The organism is Amycolatopsis sp. NPDC088138, assembly GCF_044741685.1.
Taxonomy (GTDB): Bacteria; Actinomycetota; Actinomycetes; order Mycobacteriales; family Pseudonocardiaceae; genus Amycolatopsis.
On record NZ_JBIUTB010000001.1, the window covers coordinates 713,784 to 733,527 of the forward strand.

At 71.5% G+C, this 19,744-nt stretch carries 19 protein-coding genes; 12 read left to right on the forward strand and 7 right to left on the reverse strand.

Features of this window, described 5'->3' with window-relative positions:
• The 7 genes from rhaS to ACIOD2_RS03380 all read left to right on the forward strand — a co-directional run bounded on the left by rhaS (window position 1) and on the right by ACIOD2_RS03380 (window position 8,479).
• Window positions 1-1,062, forward strand: coding sequence for a rhamnose ABC transporter substrate-binding protein (rhaS, locus tag ACIOD2_RS03350; RefSeq protein ID WP_400533737.1), 1,062 nt, complete (start codon window positions 1-3; stop codon window positions 1,060-1,062).
• A gap of 68 nt (window positions 1,063-1,130) precedes the next feature.
• Entirely contained in the window at window positions 1,131-1,475 is a 345-nt protein-coding gene (locus ACIOD2_RS03355; protein WP_400533740.1) for an L-rhamnose mutarotase, read from the forward strand.
• A 14-nt stretch (window positions 1,476-1,489) separates the two neighbouring features.
• Window positions 1,490-2,647, forward strand: coding sequence for an L-rhamnose isomerase (rhaI, locus tag ACIOD2_RS03360; protein ID WP_400535392.1), 1,158 nt, complete (start codon window positions 1,490-1,492; stop codon window positions 2,645-2,647).
• A gap of 2 nt (window positions 2,648-2,649) precedes the next feature.
• On the forward strand, window positions 2,650-4,677 hold the full coding sequence (locus ACIOD2_RS03365; RefSeq protein WP_400533743.1) for a bifunctional aldolase/short-chain dehydrogenase: 2,028 nt from the start codon (window positions 2,650-2,652) through the stop codon (window positions 4,675-4,677).
• Window positions 4,678-4,696: 19 nt separating this feature from the next.
• Entirely contained in the window at window positions 4,697-6,118 is a 1,422-nt protein-coding gene (locus tag ACIOD2_RS03370; RefSeq protein ID WP_400533745.1) for an arabinose isomerase, read from the forward strand.
• Window positions 6,119-6,162: 44 nt separating this feature from the next.
• The gene (locus ACIOD2_RS03375; RefSeq protein ID WP_400535394.1) at window positions 6,163-7,518 is read left to right on the forward strand and encodes a rhamnulokinase family protein; all 1,356 of its coding nucleotides are present in this window, start codon (window positions 6,163-6,165) and stop codon (window positions 7,516-7,518) included.
• 199 nt (window positions 7,519-7,717) lie between these two features.
• A complete protein-coding gene (locus ACIOD2_RS03380) occupies window positions 7,718-8,479 on the forward strand; it encodes an NPP1 family protein (protein WP_400533747.1) in 762 nt (253 codons plus the stop codon).
• A gap of 5 nt (window positions 8,480-8,484) precedes the next feature.
• On the opposite strand, the gene ACIOD2_RS03385 is transcribed toward ACIOD2_RS03380, so the two are convergent.
• The 4 genes from ACIOD2_RS03385 to ACIOD2_RS03400 form a co-directional block, all read right to left on the reverse strand.
• Complete coding sequence (locus tag ACIOD2_RS03385) at window positions 8,485-9,105, reverse strand: DsbA family protein (protein WP_400533750.1); 621 nt, start codon at window positions 9,103-9,105, stop codon at window positions 8,485-8,487.
• Window positions 9,106-9,172: 67 nt separating this feature from the next.
• Entirely contained in the window at window positions 9,173-9,781 is a 609-nt protein-coding gene (locus ACIOD2_RS03390; RefSeq protein ID WP_400533753.1) for a response regulator, read from the reverse strand.
• Window positions 9,778-10,884: a sensor histidine kinase gene (locus ACIOD2_RS03395; protein ID WP_400533756.1), complete on the reverse strand. Its 1,107-nt coding sequence runs from the start codon at window positions 10,882-10,884 to the stop codon at window positions 9,778-9,780. Before ACIOD2_RS03395 ends, ACIOD2_RS03390 begins: the two co-directional genes overlap by 4 nt.
• A gap of 25 nt (window positions 10,885-10,909) precedes the next feature.
• Window positions 10,910-11,308 (reverse strand): hypothetical protein, encoded by a 399-nt coding sequence (locus tag ACIOD2_RS03400; RefSeq protein ID WP_400533759.1) that lies wholly within the window; start codon window positions 11,306-11,308, stop codon window positions 10,910-10,912.
• 164 nt (window positions 11,309-11,472) lie between these two features.
• Here ACIOD2_RS03400 and ACIOD2_RS03405 point away from each other — a divergent pair, with 164 nt between their 5' ends.
• Window positions 11,473-12,519 carry a LacI family DNA-binding transcriptional regulator gene (locus ACIOD2_RS03405; protein WP_400533762.1) on the forward strand — a complete coding sequence of 349 codons (1,047 nt, stop codon included), beginning with the start codon at window positions 11,473-11,475 and terminating at the stop codon, window positions 12,517-12,519.
• Between the two features lie 457 nt (window positions 12,520-12,976).
• Here ACIOD2_RS03405 and ACIOD2_RS03410 read toward each other — a convergent pair whose 3' ends face one another.
• Complete coding sequence (locus ACIOD2_RS03410) at window positions 12,977-13,531, reverse strand: DUF305 domain-containing protein (RefSeq protein WP_400533765.1); 555 nt, start codon at window positions 13,529-13,531, stop codon at window positions 12,977-12,979.
• Window positions 13,528-14,460 carry a DUF1996 domain-containing protein gene (locus ACIOD2_RS03415; protein ID WP_400533767.1) on the reverse strand — a complete coding sequence of 311 codons (933 nt, stop codon included), beginning with the start codon at window positions 14,458-14,460 and terminating at the stop codon, window positions 13,528-13,530. Before ACIOD2_RS03415 ends, ACIOD2_RS03410 begins: the two co-directional genes overlap by 4 nt.
• A 219-nt stretch (window positions 14,461-14,679) precedes the next feature.
• Here ACIOD2_RS03415 and ACIOD2_RS03420 point away from each other — a divergent pair, with 219 nt between their 5' ends.
• The gene (locus ACIOD2_RS03420; RefSeq protein ID WP_400533770.1) at window positions 14,680-16,812 is read left to right on the forward strand and encodes a discoidin domain-containing protein; all 2,133 of its coding nucleotides are present in this window, start codon (window positions 14,680-14,682) and stop codon (window positions 16,810-16,812) included.
• Between the two features lie 42 nt (window positions 16,813-16,854).
• Here ACIOD2_RS03420 and ACIOD2_RS03425 read toward each other — a convergent pair whose 3' ends face one another.
• The gene (locus ACIOD2_RS03425; protein WP_400533772.1) at window positions 16,855-17,202 is read right to left on the reverse strand and encodes a VOC family protein; all 348 of its coding nucleotides are present in this window, start codon (window positions 17,200-17,202) and stop codon (window positions 16,855-16,857) included.
• A gap of 88 nt (window positions 17,203-17,290) precedes the next feature.
• On the opposite strand from ACIOD2_RS03425, the gene ACIOD2_RS03430 reads away from it, so the two are divergent.
• The 3 genes from ACIOD2_RS03430 to ACIOD2_RS03440 all read left to right on the forward strand — a co-directional run bounded on the left by ACIOD2_RS03430 (window position 17,291) and on the right by ACIOD2_RS03440 (window position 19,738).
• Window positions 17,291-18,100, forward strand: a complete 810-nt coding sequence (locus ACIOD2_RS03430) for a helix-turn-helix domain-containing protein (RefSeq protein ID WP_400535396.1) — start codon at window positions 17,291-17,293, stop codon at window positions 18,098-18,100.
• Between the two features lie 585 nt (window positions 18,101-18,685).
• Entirely contained in the window at window positions 18,686-19,120 is a 435-nt protein-coding gene (locus tag ACIOD2_RS03435; RefSeq protein ID WP_400533775.1) for an XRE family transcriptional regulator, read from the forward strand.
• A 39-nt stretch (window positions 19,121-19,159) separates the two neighbouring features.
• A complete protein-coding gene (locus tag ACIOD2_RS03440) occupies window positions 19,160-19,738 on the forward strand; it encodes a hypothetical protein (RefSeq protein ID WP_400533778.1) in 579 nt (192 codons plus the stop codon).
• Window positions 19,739-19,744: the final 6 nt, after the last annotated feature.

A 19,744-nucleotide genomic window follows, 5' to 3' on the forward strand; every position in this document is an offset into this window, starting at 1 on the left:
ATGTCCCGACGGTTCATCACCGGCGCAGTGTCGGCCGGGCTGGTGCTCGTCCTGGCCGCCTGCAGCGGCACGACGAAGAACGACAGCACCGACTCCGGTGCGCAGCAGTCCACGGCGGCGGCGAACCCGAACGCCGCGGCCAAGGAGGGCGTCAAGATGGCGTTCCTCCCGAAGCAGCTCAACAACCCCTACAGCGACATCGAGGTCAGCGGCGGCAAGGCCGCGCTCGACGAGCTCAAGGGCGAGTACAAGCTGGTCGGGCCGAACGACGCGAGCGCGTCCTCGCAGGTCAGCTACATCAACACGCTGATCCAGCAGCAGCAGAACGTGATCGGCATCGCCGCGAACGACCCGAACGCGGTGTGCCCGTCGCTCAACCAGGCCCGCAGCGCCGGCATCAAGGTCGTCGCGTTCGACTCCGACGCCGCCAAGGACTGCCGCGACGTCTTCATCAACCAGGCCACCACCCAGGGCATCGGCGAGGCGCTGGCCAAGCAGGCCAAGGACCTCTCCGGCGGCTCCGGCGAGATCGCGGTCCTGTCCGCGACGCCGAACGCGACCAACCAGAACGCCTGGATCGACGTGCTCAAGAAGGAGCTCGCCAAGCCGGAGTACGCGAACATCAAGCTGGACAAGGTCGCCTACGGCAACGACGACGACCAGAAGTCGTTCCAGGAGGCCCAGGGCCTGCTGCAGTCGTTCCCGAACCTCAAGGTGATCGTCTCGCCGACCACCGTGGGCATCGCGGCCGCCGCGCGCTACGTCAGCTCGTCGAGCTACAAGGGCAAGGTCGCGGTGACCGGCCTGGGCACGCCGAACCAGATGCGCGCGTTCGTCAAGGACGGCACCGTGAAGCAGTTCGCGCTGTGGAACCCGGCCGACATCGGCTACCTCGCCGCCTACGCCGGCGTCGCGCTTTCCTCGGGCCAGATCACCGGCAAGGAAGGCGAGAAGTTCAAGGCCGGCAAGCTCGGTGAGTACACCATCGGCGCGAGCGGTGAGATCGTCCTCGGCCCGCCGACGACCTTCGACGCGAACAACATCGACAAGTTCAACTTCTGACGAGCTCCCGCGGCCGGACCGGATCGCCGCCCCGGTCCGGCCGCGGGGTCCACAAAGGATTCTCGACGATGCCCCGTTACTGCTTCTGCCTGCAGGTGAAGCCGGACCGTGCGGCCGAGTACGCCGAGCGGCACCGCGCGGTGTGGCCGGAGATGCAGCAGGCCCTGCGCGACAGCGGCTGGCACAACTACTCGCTCTTCCTGCGCGGGGACGGCCTGCTGATCGGTTACGTCGAAGCCGGCGACCTCGCCGCCGCACAGGCCGCGATGGCCCGCACCGAGGTCAACACCCGCTGGCAGGCGGAGATGGCGGAGTTCTTCACCGGCCTCGACGGCGGCCCGCCCGACGAGGGCTTCCAGCTGCTGCAAGAGGTCTTCCACCTCGAAACCACCTCCGTCCGGGAAGGACAGTGATCGTCTTGCGCGACATGACGGCCGTGAAACAGGCCCTGCGGGCGCAGCGCATCGAGACGCCGTCGTGGGCGTACGCCAACTCGGGCACCCGCTTCAAGGTGTTCCCGCAGCCCGGCGTCCCGCGCACGGCCGAGGAGAAGATCGCCGACGCCGCGACCGTGCACCGGTTCACCGGCATCGCGCCGAGCGTGGCGCTGCACATCCCGTGGGACCGCGTCGACGACTACGGCGCCCTCACCGCGTACGCGCGCGACCTCGGTGTCGAGGTCGGCGCCATCAACACCAACGTCTTCCAGGACGAGGACTACAAGCTCGGTTCGGTGACGAACCCGGAGGCCGGGATCCGCCGCAAGGCGACCGACCACCTGCTCGAGGCGATCTCCATCATGGACGCCACCGGGTCCCGCGACCTGAAGCTGTGGTTCTCCGACGGCATCAACTACCCGGGCCAGGACGACATCCGCGACCGCCAGGACCGGCTCGCCGCGGCGCTGAAGGAGACGTACGACCGGCTCGGTGACGACCAGCGGATCCTGCTGGAGTACAAGCTCTTCGAGCCCGCCTTCTACGCCACCGATGTCCCCGACTGGGGCACGTCGTACGCGCACTGCATGGAGCTGGGCGAGAAGGCCACGGTCTGCATCGACACCGGCCACCACGCGCCGGGCACGAACATCGAGTTCATCGTGGCGTTCCTGCTGCGGGCCGGGAAGCTCGGCGCGTTCGACTTCAACTCGCGCTTCTACGCCGACGACGACCTGATGGCCGGTGCGGCCGACCCGTTCCAGCTGTTCCGGATCATGTACGAGATCGTCCGCGGCGACGCGCTCGACCCGTCCTACGGCATCGCGTTCATGCTCGACCAGTGCCACAACATCGAGGCGAAGATCCCGGCGATCATCCGCTCGGTGCTCAACGTCCAGGAGGCGACGGCCAAGGCGCTGCTCGTCGACCGCGACGACCTGCGCGCGGCCCAGCAGGCCGGGAACGTCCTCGAAGCCAACGCCGTGCTGATGGACGCCTACAACACCGACGTCCGCCCGCTGCTGGCCGAGCTGCGCGAGGAAGCCGGGCTCGACCCGGACCCCGTCGCGGCCTACCACCGCAGCGGATACCAGGAGAAGATCGTGGCCGAGCGCGCCGGCGGCACGCAGGCCGGATGGGGAGCATGAGCATGACGGGCCCGTCCACGCCGGAGCAGCTCATCGCGCGCAGCAACGTGCTCGGAGCCGACCCGCGCAACACCAACTACGCCGGCGGCAACACCTCCGCCAAGGGCGACGTCACCGACCCGGTGACCGGCGCGCCGACGGAGGTGCTGTGGGTCAAGGGCTCCGGCGGCGACCTCGGCACGCTCAAGGAGTCCGGACTCGCCGTGCTGCGGCTCGACCGGCTGCGTTCGCTCGTCGACGTCTACCCGGGTGTCGAGCGCGAGGACGAGATGGTCGCCGCGTTCGACTACTGCCTGCACGGCCGCGGCGGCGCGGCACCGTCGATCGACACCGCGATGCACGGGCTCGTCGAGGCCCCGCACGTCGACCACCTGCACCCGGACTCCGGCATCGCCCTGGCCACGGCGGCCGACGGTGCCGCGCTCACCAAGGAGTGCTTCGGCGACCGCGTCGCGTGGGTCGACTGGCGGCGCCCTGGCTTCCAGCTCGGCCTGGACATCGCCGCCGTCAAGGAAGCCAACCCGCAGGCTATCGGCGTCATCCTCGGCGGCCATGGCATCACGGCGTGGGGTGCTACGTCGGAGGAGTGCCAGCGCAACTCGCTGGAGATCATCCGCACGGCCGAGGAGTTCCTGGCTTCACGGGGTTCCGCCGAGCCGTTCGGTCCCGTCGTCCCCGGCTTCGAGGCGCTGCCCGACACCGAACGCCGGGCCCGGGCCGCCGCGCTCGCGCCGGTGGTGCGTGGGCTCGCGTCGACCGACCAGCGCGTTGTCGGGCACTACACCGACAGCGACGTCGTCCTCGAGTTCCTGGCGCGGGAGAAGCTCGCACCCCTCTCCGCGCTCGGGACGTCCTGCCCGGACCACTTCCTGCGCACCAAGGTCCGGCCGCTGGTCGTCGACCTGCCTAGCTCGGCGTCCCTCGAGGACGTCGTCGCGCGGCTGAAGGAACTGCACGCCGAGTACCGCGACGAATACCGCGCCTACTACGACCGGCACGCGACGCCGGACTCGCCCGCGATGCGCGGCGCCGACCCGGCGATCGTGCTCGTGCCGGGAGTCGGGATGTTCTCCTTCGGCAAGGACAAGCAGACCGCGCGCGTCGCGGGGGAGTTCTACGTCAACGCGATCAACGTCATGCGCGGCGCCGAATCGGTGTCGACCTACGCGCCGATCGCCGAGAGCGAGAAGTTCCGGATCGAGTACTGGGCGCTCGAAGAGGCCAAGCTGCAGCGGATGCCGAAGCCCAAGCCGCTGGCCGGGCGGATCGCGCTGGTGACCGGGGCGGGTTCGGGTATCGGCAAGGCCATCGCGCTGCGGCTCGCCGCCGAGGGTGCCTGCGTCACGATCGCCGACCTGAACACGGCCGCGGCTTCCGAAGTCGCCGCTGAGATCGGTGGTCTCGCGGTGACCGCCGACGTCACCGACGCCGACGCCGTGCAGGCCGCGATCGACGCGACCGTGCTGGCCTTCGGCGGGATCGACCTGGTCGTCAACAACGCCGGGCTGTCCATCTCGAAGCCGCTGCTGGAGACCACCGAACGCGACTGGGACCTGCAGCACGACGTCATGGCCAAGGGCTCGTTCCTCGTCGCGCGCGCCGCGGCCAAGGCCATGATCGACCAGGACAACGGCGGCGACATCGTCTACATTTCGTCGAAGAACGCCGTGTTCGCGGGCCCGAACAACGTCGCCTACGGCGCGGCCAAGGCCGACCAGGCCCACCAGGTCCGGCTCCTGGCCGCGGAACTCGGCGCCTACGGCATCCGCGTCAACGGCGTCAACCCGGACGGCGTCGTCCAGGGCTCCGGCATCTTCGCCGGCGGCTGGGGTGCCCAGCGCGCCGCCGTCTACGGCGTCGAGGAGTCGAAGCTCGGCGAGTTCTACGCCCAGCGCACCATCCTCAAGCGCGAGGTGCTGCCCGAGCACGTCGCGGCGGCGGTCTTCGCGCTGACGGGTGGCGACCTGACCCACACCACCGGCCTGCACGTGCCGGTGGACGCCGGGGTCGCCGCGGCGTTCCTGCGTTGATTCCGGCTAAGGAGGATCGATGACCCTCGACCGCATCACGCCGCGCAAGACCCGCGTCGGGCTCGTCGCGGGCGGGCTCGGCGCGTACTGGCCGCAGTTCCCGAAGCTGCTGCCGCAGCTGCAGGCGTCGGCCCGGCGGGTCGCCGAGCGACTGTCCGGAATGGACTGCGAGGTCGTCGACGTCGGGTTCGTGTCGGACGCGTCCGAGGGTGCGGCGGCCGCCGAGAAGCTGCGGGTCGCCGGGTGCGACCTGATCATCGGCTTCCTCACGACGTACCTGACGTCCAGCATGCTGGCGCCGGTCGCCCAGCGGTCGGGGGCACCGGTGCTGCTGCTGAACCTGCAGCCCACCGAGGCGATGGACCACGAGTCCTTCGACACCGGCGCGTGGCTGGCCTACTGCGGCGCCTGCCCGCTGCCGGAGATGGCCAACACGTTCCGCCGCCTCGGTGTCGAGTTCCGCTCGGTGTCCGGGTACCTGGAGGACAACCGCGCCTGGACGCGGATCGAGCGCTGGATCAAGGCGGCGGGGGTGCGGGCGGCGTTCCGGACCGGCCGCCACGGCCTGCTCGGGCACCTCTACCCGGGCATGATGGACGTCTCGACCGACCCGACTCTCGTGTCCGCCCAGCTCGGCGGGCACGTCGAGATCCTGGAGATCGACGACCTGCGCGTGCGCGTCGAGAAGGTGACCGACAGCGAGACGGCCGACCGGGTCGCCCTGGCCTGCGACGTGTTCACGGTGGACGAGTCCGTTGTGGACGAAGACTTCGCCTGGGGCGCTCGCGTTTCGGTGGCCTTGGACCGGCTCGTCGAGGACTTCTCGCTCGACTCGCTGGCGTACTACCACCGCGGGCTCGACGGCGAGACCCACGAGCGGGTCGGCGCCGGGTTCATCCTCGGCGCGTCCCTGCTCACCGCCCGCGGCATCCCGGCGGTCGGCGAGTACGAGCTGCGGACGTCGCTGGCCATGCTGCTGATGGATCGCCTCGGCGCGGGCGGCTCGTTCACCGAGCTGCAGGCGCTGAACTTCCACGACAACGTCGTCGAGATGGGTCACGACGGCCCGGCGCACCTCGGCATCAGCGCCCGCAAGCCGCTGCTGCGCGGCCTCGGCGTCTACCACGGCAAGCGCGGCTGGGGTGTGTCGGTGGAGTTCGACGTCAAGCACGGGCCGGTGACGCTGTGCGGGCTGGCACAGGGGCTCGACGGCACGTTCTCGATCGTCGCGTCCGAAGGCACGGTCGTGCCGGGGCCGCTGCTGCGGATCGGCAACACGACCTCGCGCGTCGACTTCGGGTGCGACCCGGGGGAGTGGACCGACGCCTGGTCGGCCAGCGGCATCGCGCACCACTGGGCGCTGGGCACCGGCCACCGCGTCGCCGAGCTGACGGCCGTCGCGGACCTGCTCGGCCTGGAGCTGACCGTGGTGCGGGCGTGACGCGGGTCGCGGCCGTCGACCTCGGCGCGTCCAGCGGGCGCGTGATGGCCGGGACCGCGGGCCCCGGCCGCCTCGACGTCGAGGAGATCCGACGGTTCCCCAACGGCGGCGTCCAGGCGGGGCCGGTGCTGTACTGGGACGTCCTGGGCCTGTACCGGGAGACCCTCGCCGGGATCCGGGACGCCGGTGCGCTGGACGGCATCGGCATCGACTCCTGGGCCGTCGACTACGGGCTGCTCGACGAGTCGGGCGCGTTGCTCGGCAACCCGGTGCACCACCGCGACTCCCGCACCGACGGTGTGCCGGAGAAGGTGGCGGCGTCGGTGTCCGACCGGGAGCTGTACGACGTCACCGGGCTGCAGCAGCTGCCGTTCAACACGCTCTACCAGCTGGTGTCCGAACAGGACCGGCTGACCGCGGCGCGCACGATGCTGCTCGTGCCGGACCTGCTGAACTACTGGCTGACCGGCGAGATCGGTGCCGAGCGCACCAACGCGTCCACGACCCAGCTCTACGACGTCCGCGCGCGGACCTGGGCGTTTTCGCTGGCCACGCGGGTGGGCATCCCGCCGCGGCTGCTGCCACCACTGCGCGACCCCGGCACGGTGGTCGGCCCGGCGCGCGAGCTGTCCGGGGTGCCGGTGATCGCGGTCGGCTCGCACGACACGGCCTCGGCCGTCGTCGCGGTCCCGGCGTCACCCGGGAGCACCTTCGCGTACATCTCCTGCGGCACCTGGTCGCTGGCGGGTCTGGAGCTGCCGGAGCCGGAGCTGGGTGACGCGGCGCTGGCCGCGAACTTCACCAACGAAGGCGGCGTCGACGGCACGATCCGGTTCCTGCGCAACGTGATGGGCCTGTGGGTGCTGTCGGAGACCCTGCGGACGTGGTCCCGCACGGACCTCCCGGAGCTGCTGGCCGCGGCCGCCGCGGCCCCGGCGCTGGCCGCCGTGGTCGACATCGACGCCCCGGAGTTCCTGCCCCCGGGCGACATGCCCGCCCGCATCGCGGCGGCCTGCCGGGCCACGGGCCAGCGCCCGCCGTCCACACCGGCCGAGGTGGTCCGGTGCATTGTGGACAGTCTGGCCCTGGCCCACCGCCGCACCCTCCGCACGGCGGCCGAAGTCTCCGGCCGCTCGTTCGACGTGGTCCACATCGTCGGCGGCGGCGCACGCAACGAACTCCTCTGCCAGCTGACCGCCGATGCCTGCGGCGTCCCAGTCCTGGCCGGCCCAGTAGAGGCCGCCGCCCTGGGCAACGTCTTGGTCCAAGCCCGAGCCCTAGGCGAGGACCTCCCAGACCTGGCATCAATGCGAGCGCTAGTCCGCGAAACCCAGGTCCTCAAGCGCTACGACCCCACGACTCGCGCCGACTGGGCCGCCGCCGAAGCCCGACTCCCGTAGTCCGTGAATGGCCCATTGAGGGACTCTAAGTCCCTCAATGGGCCATTCACGGATGTGCCGGTGGGCGGGGCAGGAGTGCGCGTTCGTCCCCTTGCGACGGTTCTGGGCGGGCATACTCCCCGCAGGTACCGTTGCGGGACCCGGGTGACCTAGTGACGCTGACCGCGGAACAGTGACTGCCGTGACCGAGGGAGTACGTATGGCGCACCGATCCCGCACCCTGGCCGCCGTGGCCGCCGCCGTTTTGGGGCTGGCCGTGGCGTTTCCGGCGACCGCGTTCGCCGACCCGCCCGGCGCCCTGCCCGCCAACGCGAGCGACTTCGAGAAGACGTTCCAGCCCGCCTTCGACTACGACAAGGACGGCTGTTACCCGACCCCGGCGATCGGCCCGGACGGGACGATCGCCCCCGGTCTGTCCCTCGGCGGCGACACCAACGGCCACTGCCGCGACTCCTGGGACCTCGACAACACCAACTCCTACTCGCGCGAGAAGTGCAACAACGGCTGGTGCGCCGTGATGTACACGCTCTACTTCGAGAAGGACCAGGCCTCCCTCGGCCCCGGCAGCGCCGGGCACCGCAACGACTGGGAACACGTCGTCGTGTGGGTCAAGGACAACCAGGTCGAGTACGTGGCGACGTCGCAGCACGGCGGCTTCGCGGTGCACGACCGCGCCAGTTTGCTGTTCGAAAGCACGCACGCGAAGGTCGTCTACCACAAGGACGGCGGCTCGACGCACTGCTTCCGCTCCGCCAACGGCAACGACGACCCGCCGGAGAACCACAAGGGCGTCTGGCAGTACCCGACCCTGGTCGGCTGGGACGGCTACCCGGCCGGGCTGCGCGACAAGCTCGTCGCCGCCGACTTCGGCAGCGCGACCTTCGGCATCAAGGACGGCCAGCTCACCGGCAACCTCGGCAAGGCCAAGCCGGCCGGCATCCCGTTCGACGAGAACGCCTGACGCCCTCAGCTCGTGACCGGCCGGCCGCGGCCGCGCTTCAGCTCGGAGAAGCCCTCCGTGCCGGTCACGAGCACGACGCCGTCCCAGAGCCGCCCGGCGGCCTCACCGCGCGGAACCGGGGTGACGACCGGGCCGAAGAACGCGTTCACCGAGCCGTCCGGGCCGGGCAGGTGGAGGGCCGGGACGCCGAGGTCCTCGCCGATCGGGTCGAGCGCCGCGCGGTTGCTCTTCAGCAGGTCCGCGTCGAGTTCGGTGCTGTCGGCCGCGTCCGCGAGGTCCGCGGGCAGGCCGGCCTCGGCGAGGGCGGCTTCGAGAGTTTCCCGGTCGACGGGCGCCTTGTCGCGGTGCACGCGGGTGCCGAACGCGGTGTAGAAGTCCCGCAGCACCTCGTTCCCGTGCGCCCGCTCGGCAGCCAGCGCGACGCGGGCCGGTCCCCAGCGCTCGTCCAGCCAGCCGCGGTACCAGGCGTCCACTTCCCGGCCTTCGTTGTGCACCGACAGGCTGAACACGTGGAACCGCGTCCGGACGTCGCGCACCTGCTCCACTTCCAGCAGCCAGCGCGAGCCGATCCAGGCCCACGGGCACACCGGGTCGAACCACAGGTCGACGGTCTTCACTTCGTTCACGCCCGCACGCTAAGCCCGGCGACCGGCCCGGCAGAAGATCCAATTCCGGCCGCCCGGACCGGGCCAATCAGAGCCAGCCGCGGTCGTCGGCGATCCGGACGGCGTCTGCGCGGTTGCGGCCGCCGGTCTTGGTGATCGCGGCCGACACGTAGTTCCGCACGGTGCCCTCGGACAGGTAGAGCCGGGACGCGATCTCGGCGACGGTCGCGCCGGTCCGCGCGGTGATGAGGACGTCGCGTTCGCGCGCGGTGAGCGGCGATTCGCCCGCGGCGAGGGTCGCGACGGCGAGCGCCGGGTCGACCACGCGCTCGCCCTTCACCACCCGGCGGATCGCGTCGGCGAGGGCGTCGGCCGGGGCGTCCTTGACGACGAACCCGACCGCGCCGGCCTCCATCGCGCGGCGCAGGTACCCCGCGCGGCCGAACGTCGTGAGCATGACGACGCGGCAGTCCGGCACCTGGGCGGCCAGCACGGCCGCGGCGGCGAGCCCGTCGAGGCCCGGCATCTCGATGTCGAGCAACGCGACGTCGGGGCGATGCTCGCGCGCGGCACCGACGATCTCGTCACCGCGCCCGACGGACGCGACGACCTCGAAGTCGTCCTCCAGGTCCAGGAGGGTGCCGAGCGCCTGGCGGACCATCTCCTGGTCGTCGGCGAGCAGCAGGCGGACGGTCACGGCACCTCCACCGGGGTCAGGGACACGCACAGCCGCCAGCCGCGCGGGGAAACCGGCCCGGCCTCGACGCGGCCGCCCGCGGCGGCGACCCGTTCGCGGAGACCGGAGAGCCCGGTTCCCTCGGTGGCGGAGGCGCCGAGGCCGTCGTCGACCACCTCGACCGACGACGCGGAAAGCGTGACGGCGCAGCGGGTCGCGCGAGCGTGGCGCGCCACGTTGGTCAGGCCCTCCCGCACGACCCAGCCGAACAGCTCTTGGTGGTCCGGGCCGACGACGTCGACGGCGGTGGGCAGCTCGGCCGCGACCCCGCAGGCGCGCAGCAGCTCGCGGCCGCGGGCCAGCTCGCCGGCCAGGGTCACCTCGGCGTAGCCCGAAACCGCGGCCCGCACGTCGGTCAGCGCCTGGCGGGCCAGGGTTTCGACGGCGGTCATCTCCTCGCCCGCGCGTGCGGCTTCGGTGTCGAGGAGCCGGCGGGCGAGAGTGCTCTTGACCGTGATGGCGGTGAGCGAGTGGCCGAGCAGGTCGTGCAGGTCCCGGGCGATCCGGGCGCGCTCGGCCTCCGACGCCAGTCGCGCGACCTCCGCGCGGGCCTCGACGAGGGCGACGTTGGCGTGGACGGCTTCGGCGAAGGCGTAGACCACGAGCACGGTGAAGAAGAGGGCGATCGCCTGCGGCCAGCCCGGTTCGGCGCGCCACGACGGCACGGCCCACGGGACCAGGACCGCCGCCAGCGCGACGACGGCACCCAGCGCCGGGGCGTAGCGGCCGATGCGCGGCGCGACCAGCGAAACGACGACCGCGGCGAGGAAGAAGGCTTCCGCGTGCGCGAAGGGGAGCGCCGCGGCGAAGAGCACCGTGCAGACGCCGAAGGACACCCAGAACCGCCGCCACGCGCGGCGGGCGGCCGCGACCGCCCCCACGACGTAAGCGACGGCGAAGGCGGCCACGATCACGCAGCCGGCCACCGCGGCCGCGCCGCTCGAGTGCTCCAGCACGCCGGGCACGGTGACGATCGGGAAGGCGAGCAGGCCCGCGTCGAGGACCAGCCGCCGCCAGCCGTGCACCCACCGCTGCGCGTCGGCGGGTGCCGTCGAATCGTTCATCACCGGCACGCTACCGCGCCCGGCCTCAGCGAGCCGCGAAGCTCGACCGGAGCTCGCGGCCGTTCACCAGGACGGCGACACCGAGCAGCAGCAGCCCGCAGATCGCCTGCTCGACGCGCAGCCACACCGGGAACGCGCCCGGCAGCGCGACGATGACGGCGATCGCCACCAGCATCACGCCCGAGACGATCCGCAGCCGAAGGAACGCCTTCTTCGACCCGCGTGCCGCCCGGCGGGCGAAGGCGAGCGTCAGGAGCGCACTGCCGACGACGATCGTGGCGCGCACCCAGACGGCGTCGGTCACCATCGTGGGGTTGTCGCGGAACAGGACGATCACGCCGAGCGTGAGGACGCTGACGCCGAGGTAGGTGCCGACGAGGGCGAGCACGCGGCGGAAGGCCGGCGCGGCGGTCTGGACGGTCATGGGTTCTCCCCGGGGATGCGGATCGGAGTTGCTTGCCCCGGAAATGCTCGTCGCGCGGGCTCGGAGAGGGCAGTGCCGTCCCGCACCGGGCGCTCATGACATTTGTCATCGACGTTGGGGCCCGGCACTGGGAGAGCGCTCTCACAGCGTGCTACAAAGAACGGGTGACCACGTTTCCTTCGGTGCCGCCGACCCTCGAGGACGTCGCGCGGGTCGCCGGTGTCTCACGCGCGACCGTGTCGCGCGTGGTCAACAGCGTGCGCAACGTCGACCCGAAGCTGCGGGAGACCGTCGAACGCGCCATCGCCGACACCGGGTACGTGCCGAACCGGGCGGCCCGGTCGCTGGTCAGCCGGCACACCGGCGGGATCGCGCTGGTCGTGTCGGAGCCGGAGCGGCACGTCGACGCGGAGGCGTTCACGGGCGGGGTGTTCGGCGACCCGTTCTTCGGCCGGGTCGTCGAGGGGGTCGTCGCGCACCTGCGCCCGCACGGCCGGCACCCGCTGCTGATGCTCGTCGACAGCGACGAGGAACGCGCGAAACTGGTGGCGAAACTGCGGCAGGAGCAGGTCAGCGGGGTGCTGCTGATCTCGCTGGCCCCGGACCAGGACCCGCTGCCGCTGGTGCTGACCGAGGCGGGCGTCCCGACGGCGCTGTTCGCGCGGCCCGCCCGCCCGGCGCCGGTGTGCTACGTCGACGTCGCCCACCAGGACGGCGCGCGGCTCGCGGCGGACCGGCTCGTCTCCCGTGGCTGCCGGCGGGTCGCGACGATCGCGGGCCCGGGCGGCACCCCGGCGGGCCACGACCGGCTGGCGGGCTTCCGCGACGCGATGGCCCGCCACGGGCACGCCTACGTCGCGGTCGCCGAGGGCGACTTCACCCAGCACGGCGGCGAGCTGGCGATGGAACGCCTGCTGGCGACCGAGCCGGACCTGGACGGCGTGTTCGTCGCCAATGATCTGATGGCCTACGGCGCGCTGTCGGTGCTTTCGGAAGCAGGGCGCCGGGTCCCGGACGACATCGCGGTGATCGGCTTCGACGACAGCCGCGTGGCCCTGAGCTGCCGCCCCCGCCTGACGACGATCCGCCAGCCGGTCGAGGCGATGGGGGCGGCGATGGCGCGGATGGTCCTGGACCGCATGGCGAACCCGGCACTCCGCGCGGAGTCGGTGATCTTCGACCCGGACCTGGTGGTCCGAGACTCCGCCTGACCCCCGCCGCCCACGTACCCAGCCGGACGACACGCGTACTCCGCTGGACGACACGCGTACCCAGCCGGACGACACACCGCCCGACCCCGGCCGCCGCCGTGTCGACCCCTCAATCACACGTGTCGACCCTCCAGACACGCGAGTCGACCCTCCAATCACAGGTGTCGACCTTCCAGACACGCGAGTCGACTGTCCGGGTACGCGAGTCGTCCATGCAGGTACGCGAGTCGTCCGTCCAGGTACGCGAGTCGTCCATCCAGGGACGTGTGTCGTCCGTTCAGGTGCGCGCGTCGTCCGGCCGGAATCGGCGGGAAGGCTTGCTGCGACGGCAACTCGGCGACGAGTGGCGGGTTGCCGCCACTCGTCGCCGAGTACCTGCACCGGAGGACGCGCTCCCGGCCGGGCCGCTCCCAGGCCCCGCCGGGGCCCGGCAGTGGGGGCCGGGCGGTGTCTCCGGTCAGCTCGTCCGGTCCAGCACTTCCCCTTCCCGCGTGGCCGCCGCGCCGAGGTCACGGGCCAGTGACCGGGTCGCCGGGTCCGCACCCGAGGCCTGTTCGCCGTTCGCCAGCACCACGATCTGCTTCGCGTGGGCCCGCAGCAACGCGACGAGCCGCTGGTCGAAGTCGGCGCCGTCGCTGGTCCGGAGGGCGACCAGGTCGGCGTCGGTGATCATGCCCGGCATCTGATGTCCACTGTGGACGTTCCCGGCCGGGAGCCCCGCCCGATCGCGAAGAGCCCGCAACCGGGTGAGGAACCCGTCCTGGGACGGCTCGAGCGCCGACGCGGCGGACCGCACGGCGGGACTCGCCGCGTGGTCCGCCGCCAGGTGGGCCGCGGTGACCGCGTTCTCCGTCATCGGCACGGTCAGCTGCAACCACGCGACGTCGGTGGGATTGAACGCGGTGGACCCGGGGCCGGGCGGCGGCGCCGGGGCCGCCGGCGTGGTGGTGGCACACCCGCCCATGGACATCGCCACCACCACCGCGGCGAGCACCGGCGCCGTCCGCCTCACGGCCGGCCGGGCAGCCGGTAGTTCGGGCCGAGGACGGTGCCGCGGTCCGGTTTGTAGAGGTCGAACCCGCGCGGGTCGCACTGGAGCCCGCCGTTGATGCAGTGCGTGACCAGCGCGGCGAGGGTGGGCGGGTCCCACGCGTTGAAGAAGTCGTAGTGCCACGAGTACCCGCGCCCGCTGGCCAGGTGGACGCCGGACATGTCACCGCTGACCGGGAACGCGATCTTGAACTCCAGCATCGGCACCGCGACCGGGTGGTCGGCGGGACACGTCAGCGTCGTCTTGTCCGGGTACGCCATGTGGCTCTTGTGATCGGCGGAGTCCAGGTGGACGCCGTCCCAGCAGCTCGGGGCCTGGTACCGGATGTTCAGCTGGCTGCCCGGCGTGCACTGCACCGGGATGTCCCAGTTGTGGAAGCTGTCCCCGCACTCCCAGCCCTCGATCGCGCCGGGCGCGTTCTGGAACTGGTCCTGCGTCGCCGTGACCGTCCCGGCGACGTAGCGCAGGCCGGGCGGGAACGGCACGACCTTGGTGTAGTCGAGGATGCCGGACTTGTAGTACACGACCTGCGCGAAGTTCGGCAGGATCACCTGGTTCCCGTTGTAGACCGTCGGGAACCAGTACGCGGACAGGTCGTCCGGCGCCAGGCAGGTCGTGTTGCCGACGCCCGATTGCTGCAGCGAGGCCAGCGTCGTGTTCGCGTTGGTGGTCTTGTTGCCGATGAACGTGTGGTCGTGCGACGCGCCGGGCAGCCCGGGGAAGACGATCGGGTCGTCCGGCTGGTGGTGGCTGGGGGAGCAGTTGACCTGGAACTCGTGGTGCGTCACCAGGTTGTCGGCTACGGCCGGCGACGACGTCGCCGCGGTCAATAAGGCGCCTGCCAGCACGGTGGCGGCGGTGCAGGCGAGGAGCGCGGCTTTGGATACCAAGGGTCCTCCACGGTGAGGGTGCCTGAGGAATGGGAGAGCGCTCTCCAAGAGCATGCGCACCGCCCGGCCACCCTGTCAAGGAGCACCCGCATTCGGCGGCGGGCAGGCATTGTCCGTTTCCAGACGGGAACCTTGACAACGCGGGGCGCCGTGACGAACGATCGGCCGTGCCGGAGAGCGCTCTCCAATCTCCGTTCCCCATTTCGCGCGGGAGTCATCGTGGACCGTCCGTTGCCCCTTCGTGCCGTCCCGGCACTCGTGGTCCTGCTGGTGCTGGGCCTCCTAGCCGGCCCGACCCCGGCGCACGCCGCCACCCTGCTCTCGCAGGGCAGACCGGTGACCGCCTCGAGCAGTGAGGGCGCGGGAACACCGGCGTCCGCGGCCGTCGACGGCAACGCGGGCACCCGCTGGGCCAGTGCCTGGAGCGACCCGCAGTGGCTGCAGGTCGACCTCGGCGCGTCCGCCGACATCAGCCAGGTGACCCTGAACTGGGAATCCGCCTACGCGACCGCGTACGAGATCCAAGTGTCCGACAACGCGTCGTCGTGGACCTCGATCTACAGCACGACGACCGCGACCGGCGGTGTGCAGAACCTGGCCGTCAGCGGCCACGGCCGGTACGTGCGCTTCTACGGCACCCACCGCGTCGGCGGCTACGGCTACTCGCTCTGGGAGTTCCAGGTCAGCGGCACCCCGGGCACGTCGGCGCCGGGCGGCCCCGGTGTCACGAAGGTGACCGGCAGCCAGGGGAACTGGCAGCTGAGCGTCGACGGCCAGCCGTGGATCGTGAAGGGCCTCACCTGGGGTCCGCCGGTGAGTGAAGCGTCGGCCCGGATGCCGGAGCTGCACTCGATCGGCGTCAACACCGTCCGCACGTGGGGCACCGACGGCAGCAGCCAGCCGTTGCTGGACGCCGCCGCGGCCAACGGCATCAAGGTCGTCGCCGGCTTCTGGCTGCAGCCCGGCGGCGGGCCCGGCAGCGGCGGGTGCGTCGACTACACCACCGACACGAACTACAAGAACACGATGCTCGGCGAGATCCAGAAGTGGGTCAACGCCTACAAGGGCAACGCCGGCGTGCTGATGTGGAACGTCGGCAACGAGTCGATCCTCGGCATGCAGAACTGCTACTCCGGCACGCTGCTGGAGCAGAACCGGATCGCCTACGCCCGGTTCGTCGACCAGGCGGCCCAGGCGATCCACGCCATCGACGCCAACCACCCGGTCACCTCGACCGACGCCTGGACCGGCGCGTGGCCGTACTACAAGGCCTACACGCCGAACCTCGACCTGTACTCCGTGAACTCCTACGCCCAGGTCTGCCAGGTCAAGCAGGACTGGATCAACGGCGGTTACACGAAGCCCTACATCATCACCGAGACCGGCCCGGCCGGCGAGTGGGAGGTCCCGAACGACGTCAACGGCGTCCCGGCGGAGCCGACCGACCAGCAGAAGCGTGACGGCTACACCAACGCCTGGAACTGCATCCTCGCCCACCCCGGTGTGGCGCTCGGCGCGACGCTGTTCCACTACGGCACCGAAGGCGACTTCGGCGGCGTCTGGTTCAACATCACCACGGGCAACGAGAAGCGGCTCGCCTGGTACGCCGTCCGCAAGCTCTACAGTGGACAGACCGGCGGCAACACGCCCCCGGTGATCTCGTCGATGAACCTGAGCCGCACCACCGACGTCCCGGCCGGCGGCACGTTCACGGTGACGGCGAACGTGTCCGATCCGGACGGTGACCCGATCGCCTACACCATGGGCTACAACAGCAAGTACATCAACAACGCCGCGGGCCTGATCCCGGCGCAGTTCACCGGCAACGGCACGTTCACCGTCACCGCGCCGCAGGACCTGGGCGTCTGGAAGATCTACCTCTACGCCCGCGACGGCCACGGCAACGTCGGGATCGAGACGCGCTCCCTGCGCGTGGTCGCCCCGCCGGTGCAGGGGACCAACCTGGCCCGCGGCGCCGCGACCACGGCGTCGACCTACCAGGCCGACGGCCCCGGCGCGCCCTACCCGCCGCAGGCCGCGACCGACGGCAACCTGGCCACGCGCTGGGCGAGCGCGTGGGCCGACCCGCAGTGGGTGCAGGTGGACCTGGGCAGCCGTCAGGCGTTCAACCACGTCCAGCTGGTGTGGGAGTCGGCGTTCGGCAAGGCGTACGAGATCCAGGTCAGCGACGACGGGACGAACTGGCGCTCGGTCTACGCGACGACCACCGGTGACGGCGGCGCCGACGACCTCGCGATCTCGGCGACCGCCCGGTACGTCCGGATGAACGCGACCCAGCGCGGCACGGCGTACGGCTACTCGCTGTACGAGTTCGGCGTCTACCGGTCCTGACTCCGGCGGTGGCCCCTCCCGGTCGTGGGAGGGGCCACCGGCTCAGCTCGTGACCAGGCAGAAGAGATGGCCTTCGGGGTCGGCGAGCACGACCCACCCGCCATCACCGGGCTGGAAGTCCGGCTTGGCCGCGCCGAGCGCCGTGAACTCCTTGACGGCGCGCTCGAGGTCGTCGACCCGCAGGTCGAGGTGCGCGTGCTTGGCCGCGTCCGGCCAGCCGGGACCGCGGTAGCCCGCGACGCGCTGGAAGCCGAGCCCGACCGGGCCGCCGAGCTGGACGGTGTCGTCGTCGGAGTAGGTCACCTCCCAGCCGAGGGCTTCGCCGTAGAACGCGGCGAGCGCGGCCGGGTCGGCGCAGTCGAGGACGACCGTGGTGAGTTCCGCGAGCATGGTTTGCCTCCTGTGTCTGTGTTTCGTGTCGTTCGGCAGCCTGCTCGCCGGCCGCCCCGCGGTCTTGAAGATCCTTGCGCGGGCGGAATTGTCGTACCCCCGGCGTAGCGTGCGGCGGGTGCGTGAGGCAGTCGAAGTCGCGGCCCGGCCGGGCTACACGGTGAGCGTGGTGACGTGCGCCGACGACCACACCGGGTGGTCGCCGCCCGAGGTGTCGACCGGCTACCGCATGGTGCTCGTCCGCCGCGGCCGGTTCCGGCGCCGTGCCCGCGGCGGCGTCGCGGACGTCGATCCGACGTCGGCGTACCTGGCCGAACTCGGTGACGAGGAACAGTTCGCGCACCCGGCGGGCGGTGACGTCTGCACGTCGGTGACCTTCGGCCCGGACCTGTGGCAGCGCTTGGCGGGCGACCGGCGGGCCCGGTCCACGGTGTACGTCGACGGCGCGCTGGACCTCGCGCACCGCCGTGCCGTCGCGGCGGCCGCGGACCCGGACTACGCGCTGGCGGAGGAGTTGCTGACGCTGGTGGGCCGCGCCATCACCCAGGTCGGCACCGGCACGGGACGAGCCGGCGACCGGCTGCTGGTCGCGCGAGCCCGGGAAGCGATCGCGGCAGACGACCCGGCGGCGGCGGGGCTGTTCCCGCTGGCGGAGCTGCTGGCGGTTTCGCCGTACCGGCTGAGTCGCGCGTTCACGAGGGAGTTGGGGGTCTCGCTGACCCGCTACCGCAACCGGGTCCGGGTCGGCCGGGCGCTGGACCGCTTGGAGATGGGGGAGCGCCGCTTGGCGGTGCTGGCCGCGGACCTGGGTTTCGCGGACCAGGCCCACCTGACGCGAGTGGTGCGCGAGCACGCGGGCCGAACCCCGGCGGTGCTGCGGCGGTTGCTGACGGGGTAGCGGACCGACCGGCGGCGTGTGATGCCCGCCCAGTCACACGTGATGCCCGTGTAATCACGTGAGATGCCCGCCCAGTCACACGTGATGCCCGTGTAATCACGTGAGATGCCCGCCCAGTCACACGTGATGCCCGCCCAGTCACAGGTGATTCCCCTGCAATCACGTGAGATGCCCGCACAGTCACATGTGATGCCGTGCAACCACATGTGATGCCGTGCAATCAGGCACAGTGCCGACCCAGGTGCTGCCTGGGCCATCGTTCGTGTTGATCGGGTGCGTTGCCGACCCGGAGTCCCGGGTGGTGCCTGGCCCATCGTTCATCTAGAAAGCGTGAGCGAGTCTCGGGTGGGTCAGCAATCGTGAGCCGACGTCTCCACCAGTCGGCGCGAGGCCGCGGGGCTAGGCGCGTGGCCACCCCCAGCGGCCACGTGAGTCACCCCGCGGCCGTCGCACCGGCCGCGGGCTGGCGTTTCGTTTCCGAAACACCTACCGTCGGTATCGTAGTCTTTCCGGTACAGGCGCTGTCAAGTTTTCGGGACAGCTAGGCTGGGTGGTGTCACGTTTCATGGTTGAGGGTGGTGTGCGGTGAGCGAGGAGCGCAGTTTCGCCGAACGGCTGGCGCACTTGATCGCGACCGTGCACCCGCCGGACCGCAAGCCGTACTCGTACCGGGAGATCGCCCACGGCGTCGCGGAGCAGACCGGCGTCACGATGTCGGCGACCCACGTGCAGCAGCTCGCCGTCGGCGCCCGCAAGGACCCGAAACGCTCCCACATCCAGGCGCTGGCCCAGTTCTTCGGCGTGCCGGTGACGTACTTCTTCGACGACGAGGTCGCCGGCCAGGTCGACCGGCAGGTCGAGGACGTCGTGGCGTGGCGCGACACCGAGGCCCGGAAGATGGCGCAGCGGGCGATGCAGCTCTCGGCGCGCGACCGCGAGACCGTGACCGCGCTGATGGACCAGCTCGGCAGCTACGACGAGACCCGCCGCGGCGAGGGCCGGCGCCGGAAGCCGGAGTGACGTGCCCGCGGTGAGCGGTCGGCTACGATGATCTCGTCCGTGATCGCGCCCCGGTGCACCCGGCTGGCGCTCGCCCAGCGGGGAGGACCCATCGACGCGCACGGCCTCACGCAGCTGCGGGCCGGTGCCCGCTCGCGGGTGCGGACCGTCCTCGACGCCGTCCCGCTGCCCCGGCCGTGGTCGATGAATCGCTGGGTCGACGCCCTCGAGACCTGGCGCGGGCGCGAGATCGACCTGGTGCCGGTGGCCTACCGGCCCGGCCAGCCGTCCGGGGCCTGGCAGGCCCGCCCGGACTACGACCTGATCGCCTACACCGAGCACACGTCGGCGCTGCACCAGGACCACATCATCGCCCACGAGCTCGCCCACATGCTGTGCGCGCACACCGGAAACTGCCTGATGTCGGAGTCCGAGGCCGCCGAGCTCGCCCCGGATCTCGCGCCGCGCGCGCTGTCGCACCTGCTCACCCGCGTGACGAGCGGGCGTGACGAGTACGAGGCCGAGCTGATCGCCGTGCTGCTGATGAGCGCCGCGACGAGCGAACCGCTCGCCGTACAACCTGGAGCGTCCGGCCGGGCGGCGGACCAGGCGCGGCGCCTGGCGGCCCTGCTGGGATAGTCCGGT

Coding starts and splice junctions, on each gene's coding strand:
- rhaS (WP_400533737.1), top strand. CDS start 1: ATGTCCCGACGGTTCATCACCGGCGCAGTGTCGGCCGGGCTGGTGCTC.
- ACIOD2_RS03355 (WP_400533740.1), top strand. CDS start 1,131: ATGCCCCGTTACTGCTTCTGCCTGCAGGTGAAGCCGGACCGTGCGGCC.
- rhaI (WP_400535392.1), top strand. CDS start 1,490: ATGACGGCCGTGAAACAGGCCCTGCGGGCGCAGCGCATCGAGACGCCG.
- ACIOD2_RS03365 (WP_400533743.1), top strand. CDS start 2,650: ATGACGGGCCCGTCCACGCCGGAGCAGCTCATCGCGCGCAGCAACGTG.
- ACIOD2_RS03370 (WP_400533745.1), top strand. CDS start 4,697: ATGACCCTCGACCGCATCACGCCGCGCAAGACCCGCGTCGGGCTCGTC.
- ACIOD2_RS03375 (WP_400535394.1), top strand. CDS start 6,163: ATGGCCGGGACCGCGGGCCCCGGCCGCCTCGACGTCGAGGAGATCCGA.
- ACIOD2_RS03380 (WP_400533747.1), top strand. CDS start 7,718: ATGGCGCACCGATCCCGCACCCTGGCCGCCGTGGCCGCCGCCGTTTTG.
- ACIOD2_RS03395 (WP_400533756.1), bottom strand. CDS start 10,884: ATGAACGATTCGACGGCACCCGCCGACGCGCAGCGGTGGGTGCACGGC.
- ACIOD2_RS03400 (WP_400533759.1), bottom strand. CDS start 11,308: ATGACCGTCCAGACCGCCGCGCCGGCCTTCCGCCGCGTGCTCGCCCTC.
- ACIOD2_RS03425 (WP_400533772.1), bottom strand. CDS start 17,202: ATGCTCGCGGAACTCACCACGGTCGTCCTCGACTGCGCCGACCCGGCC.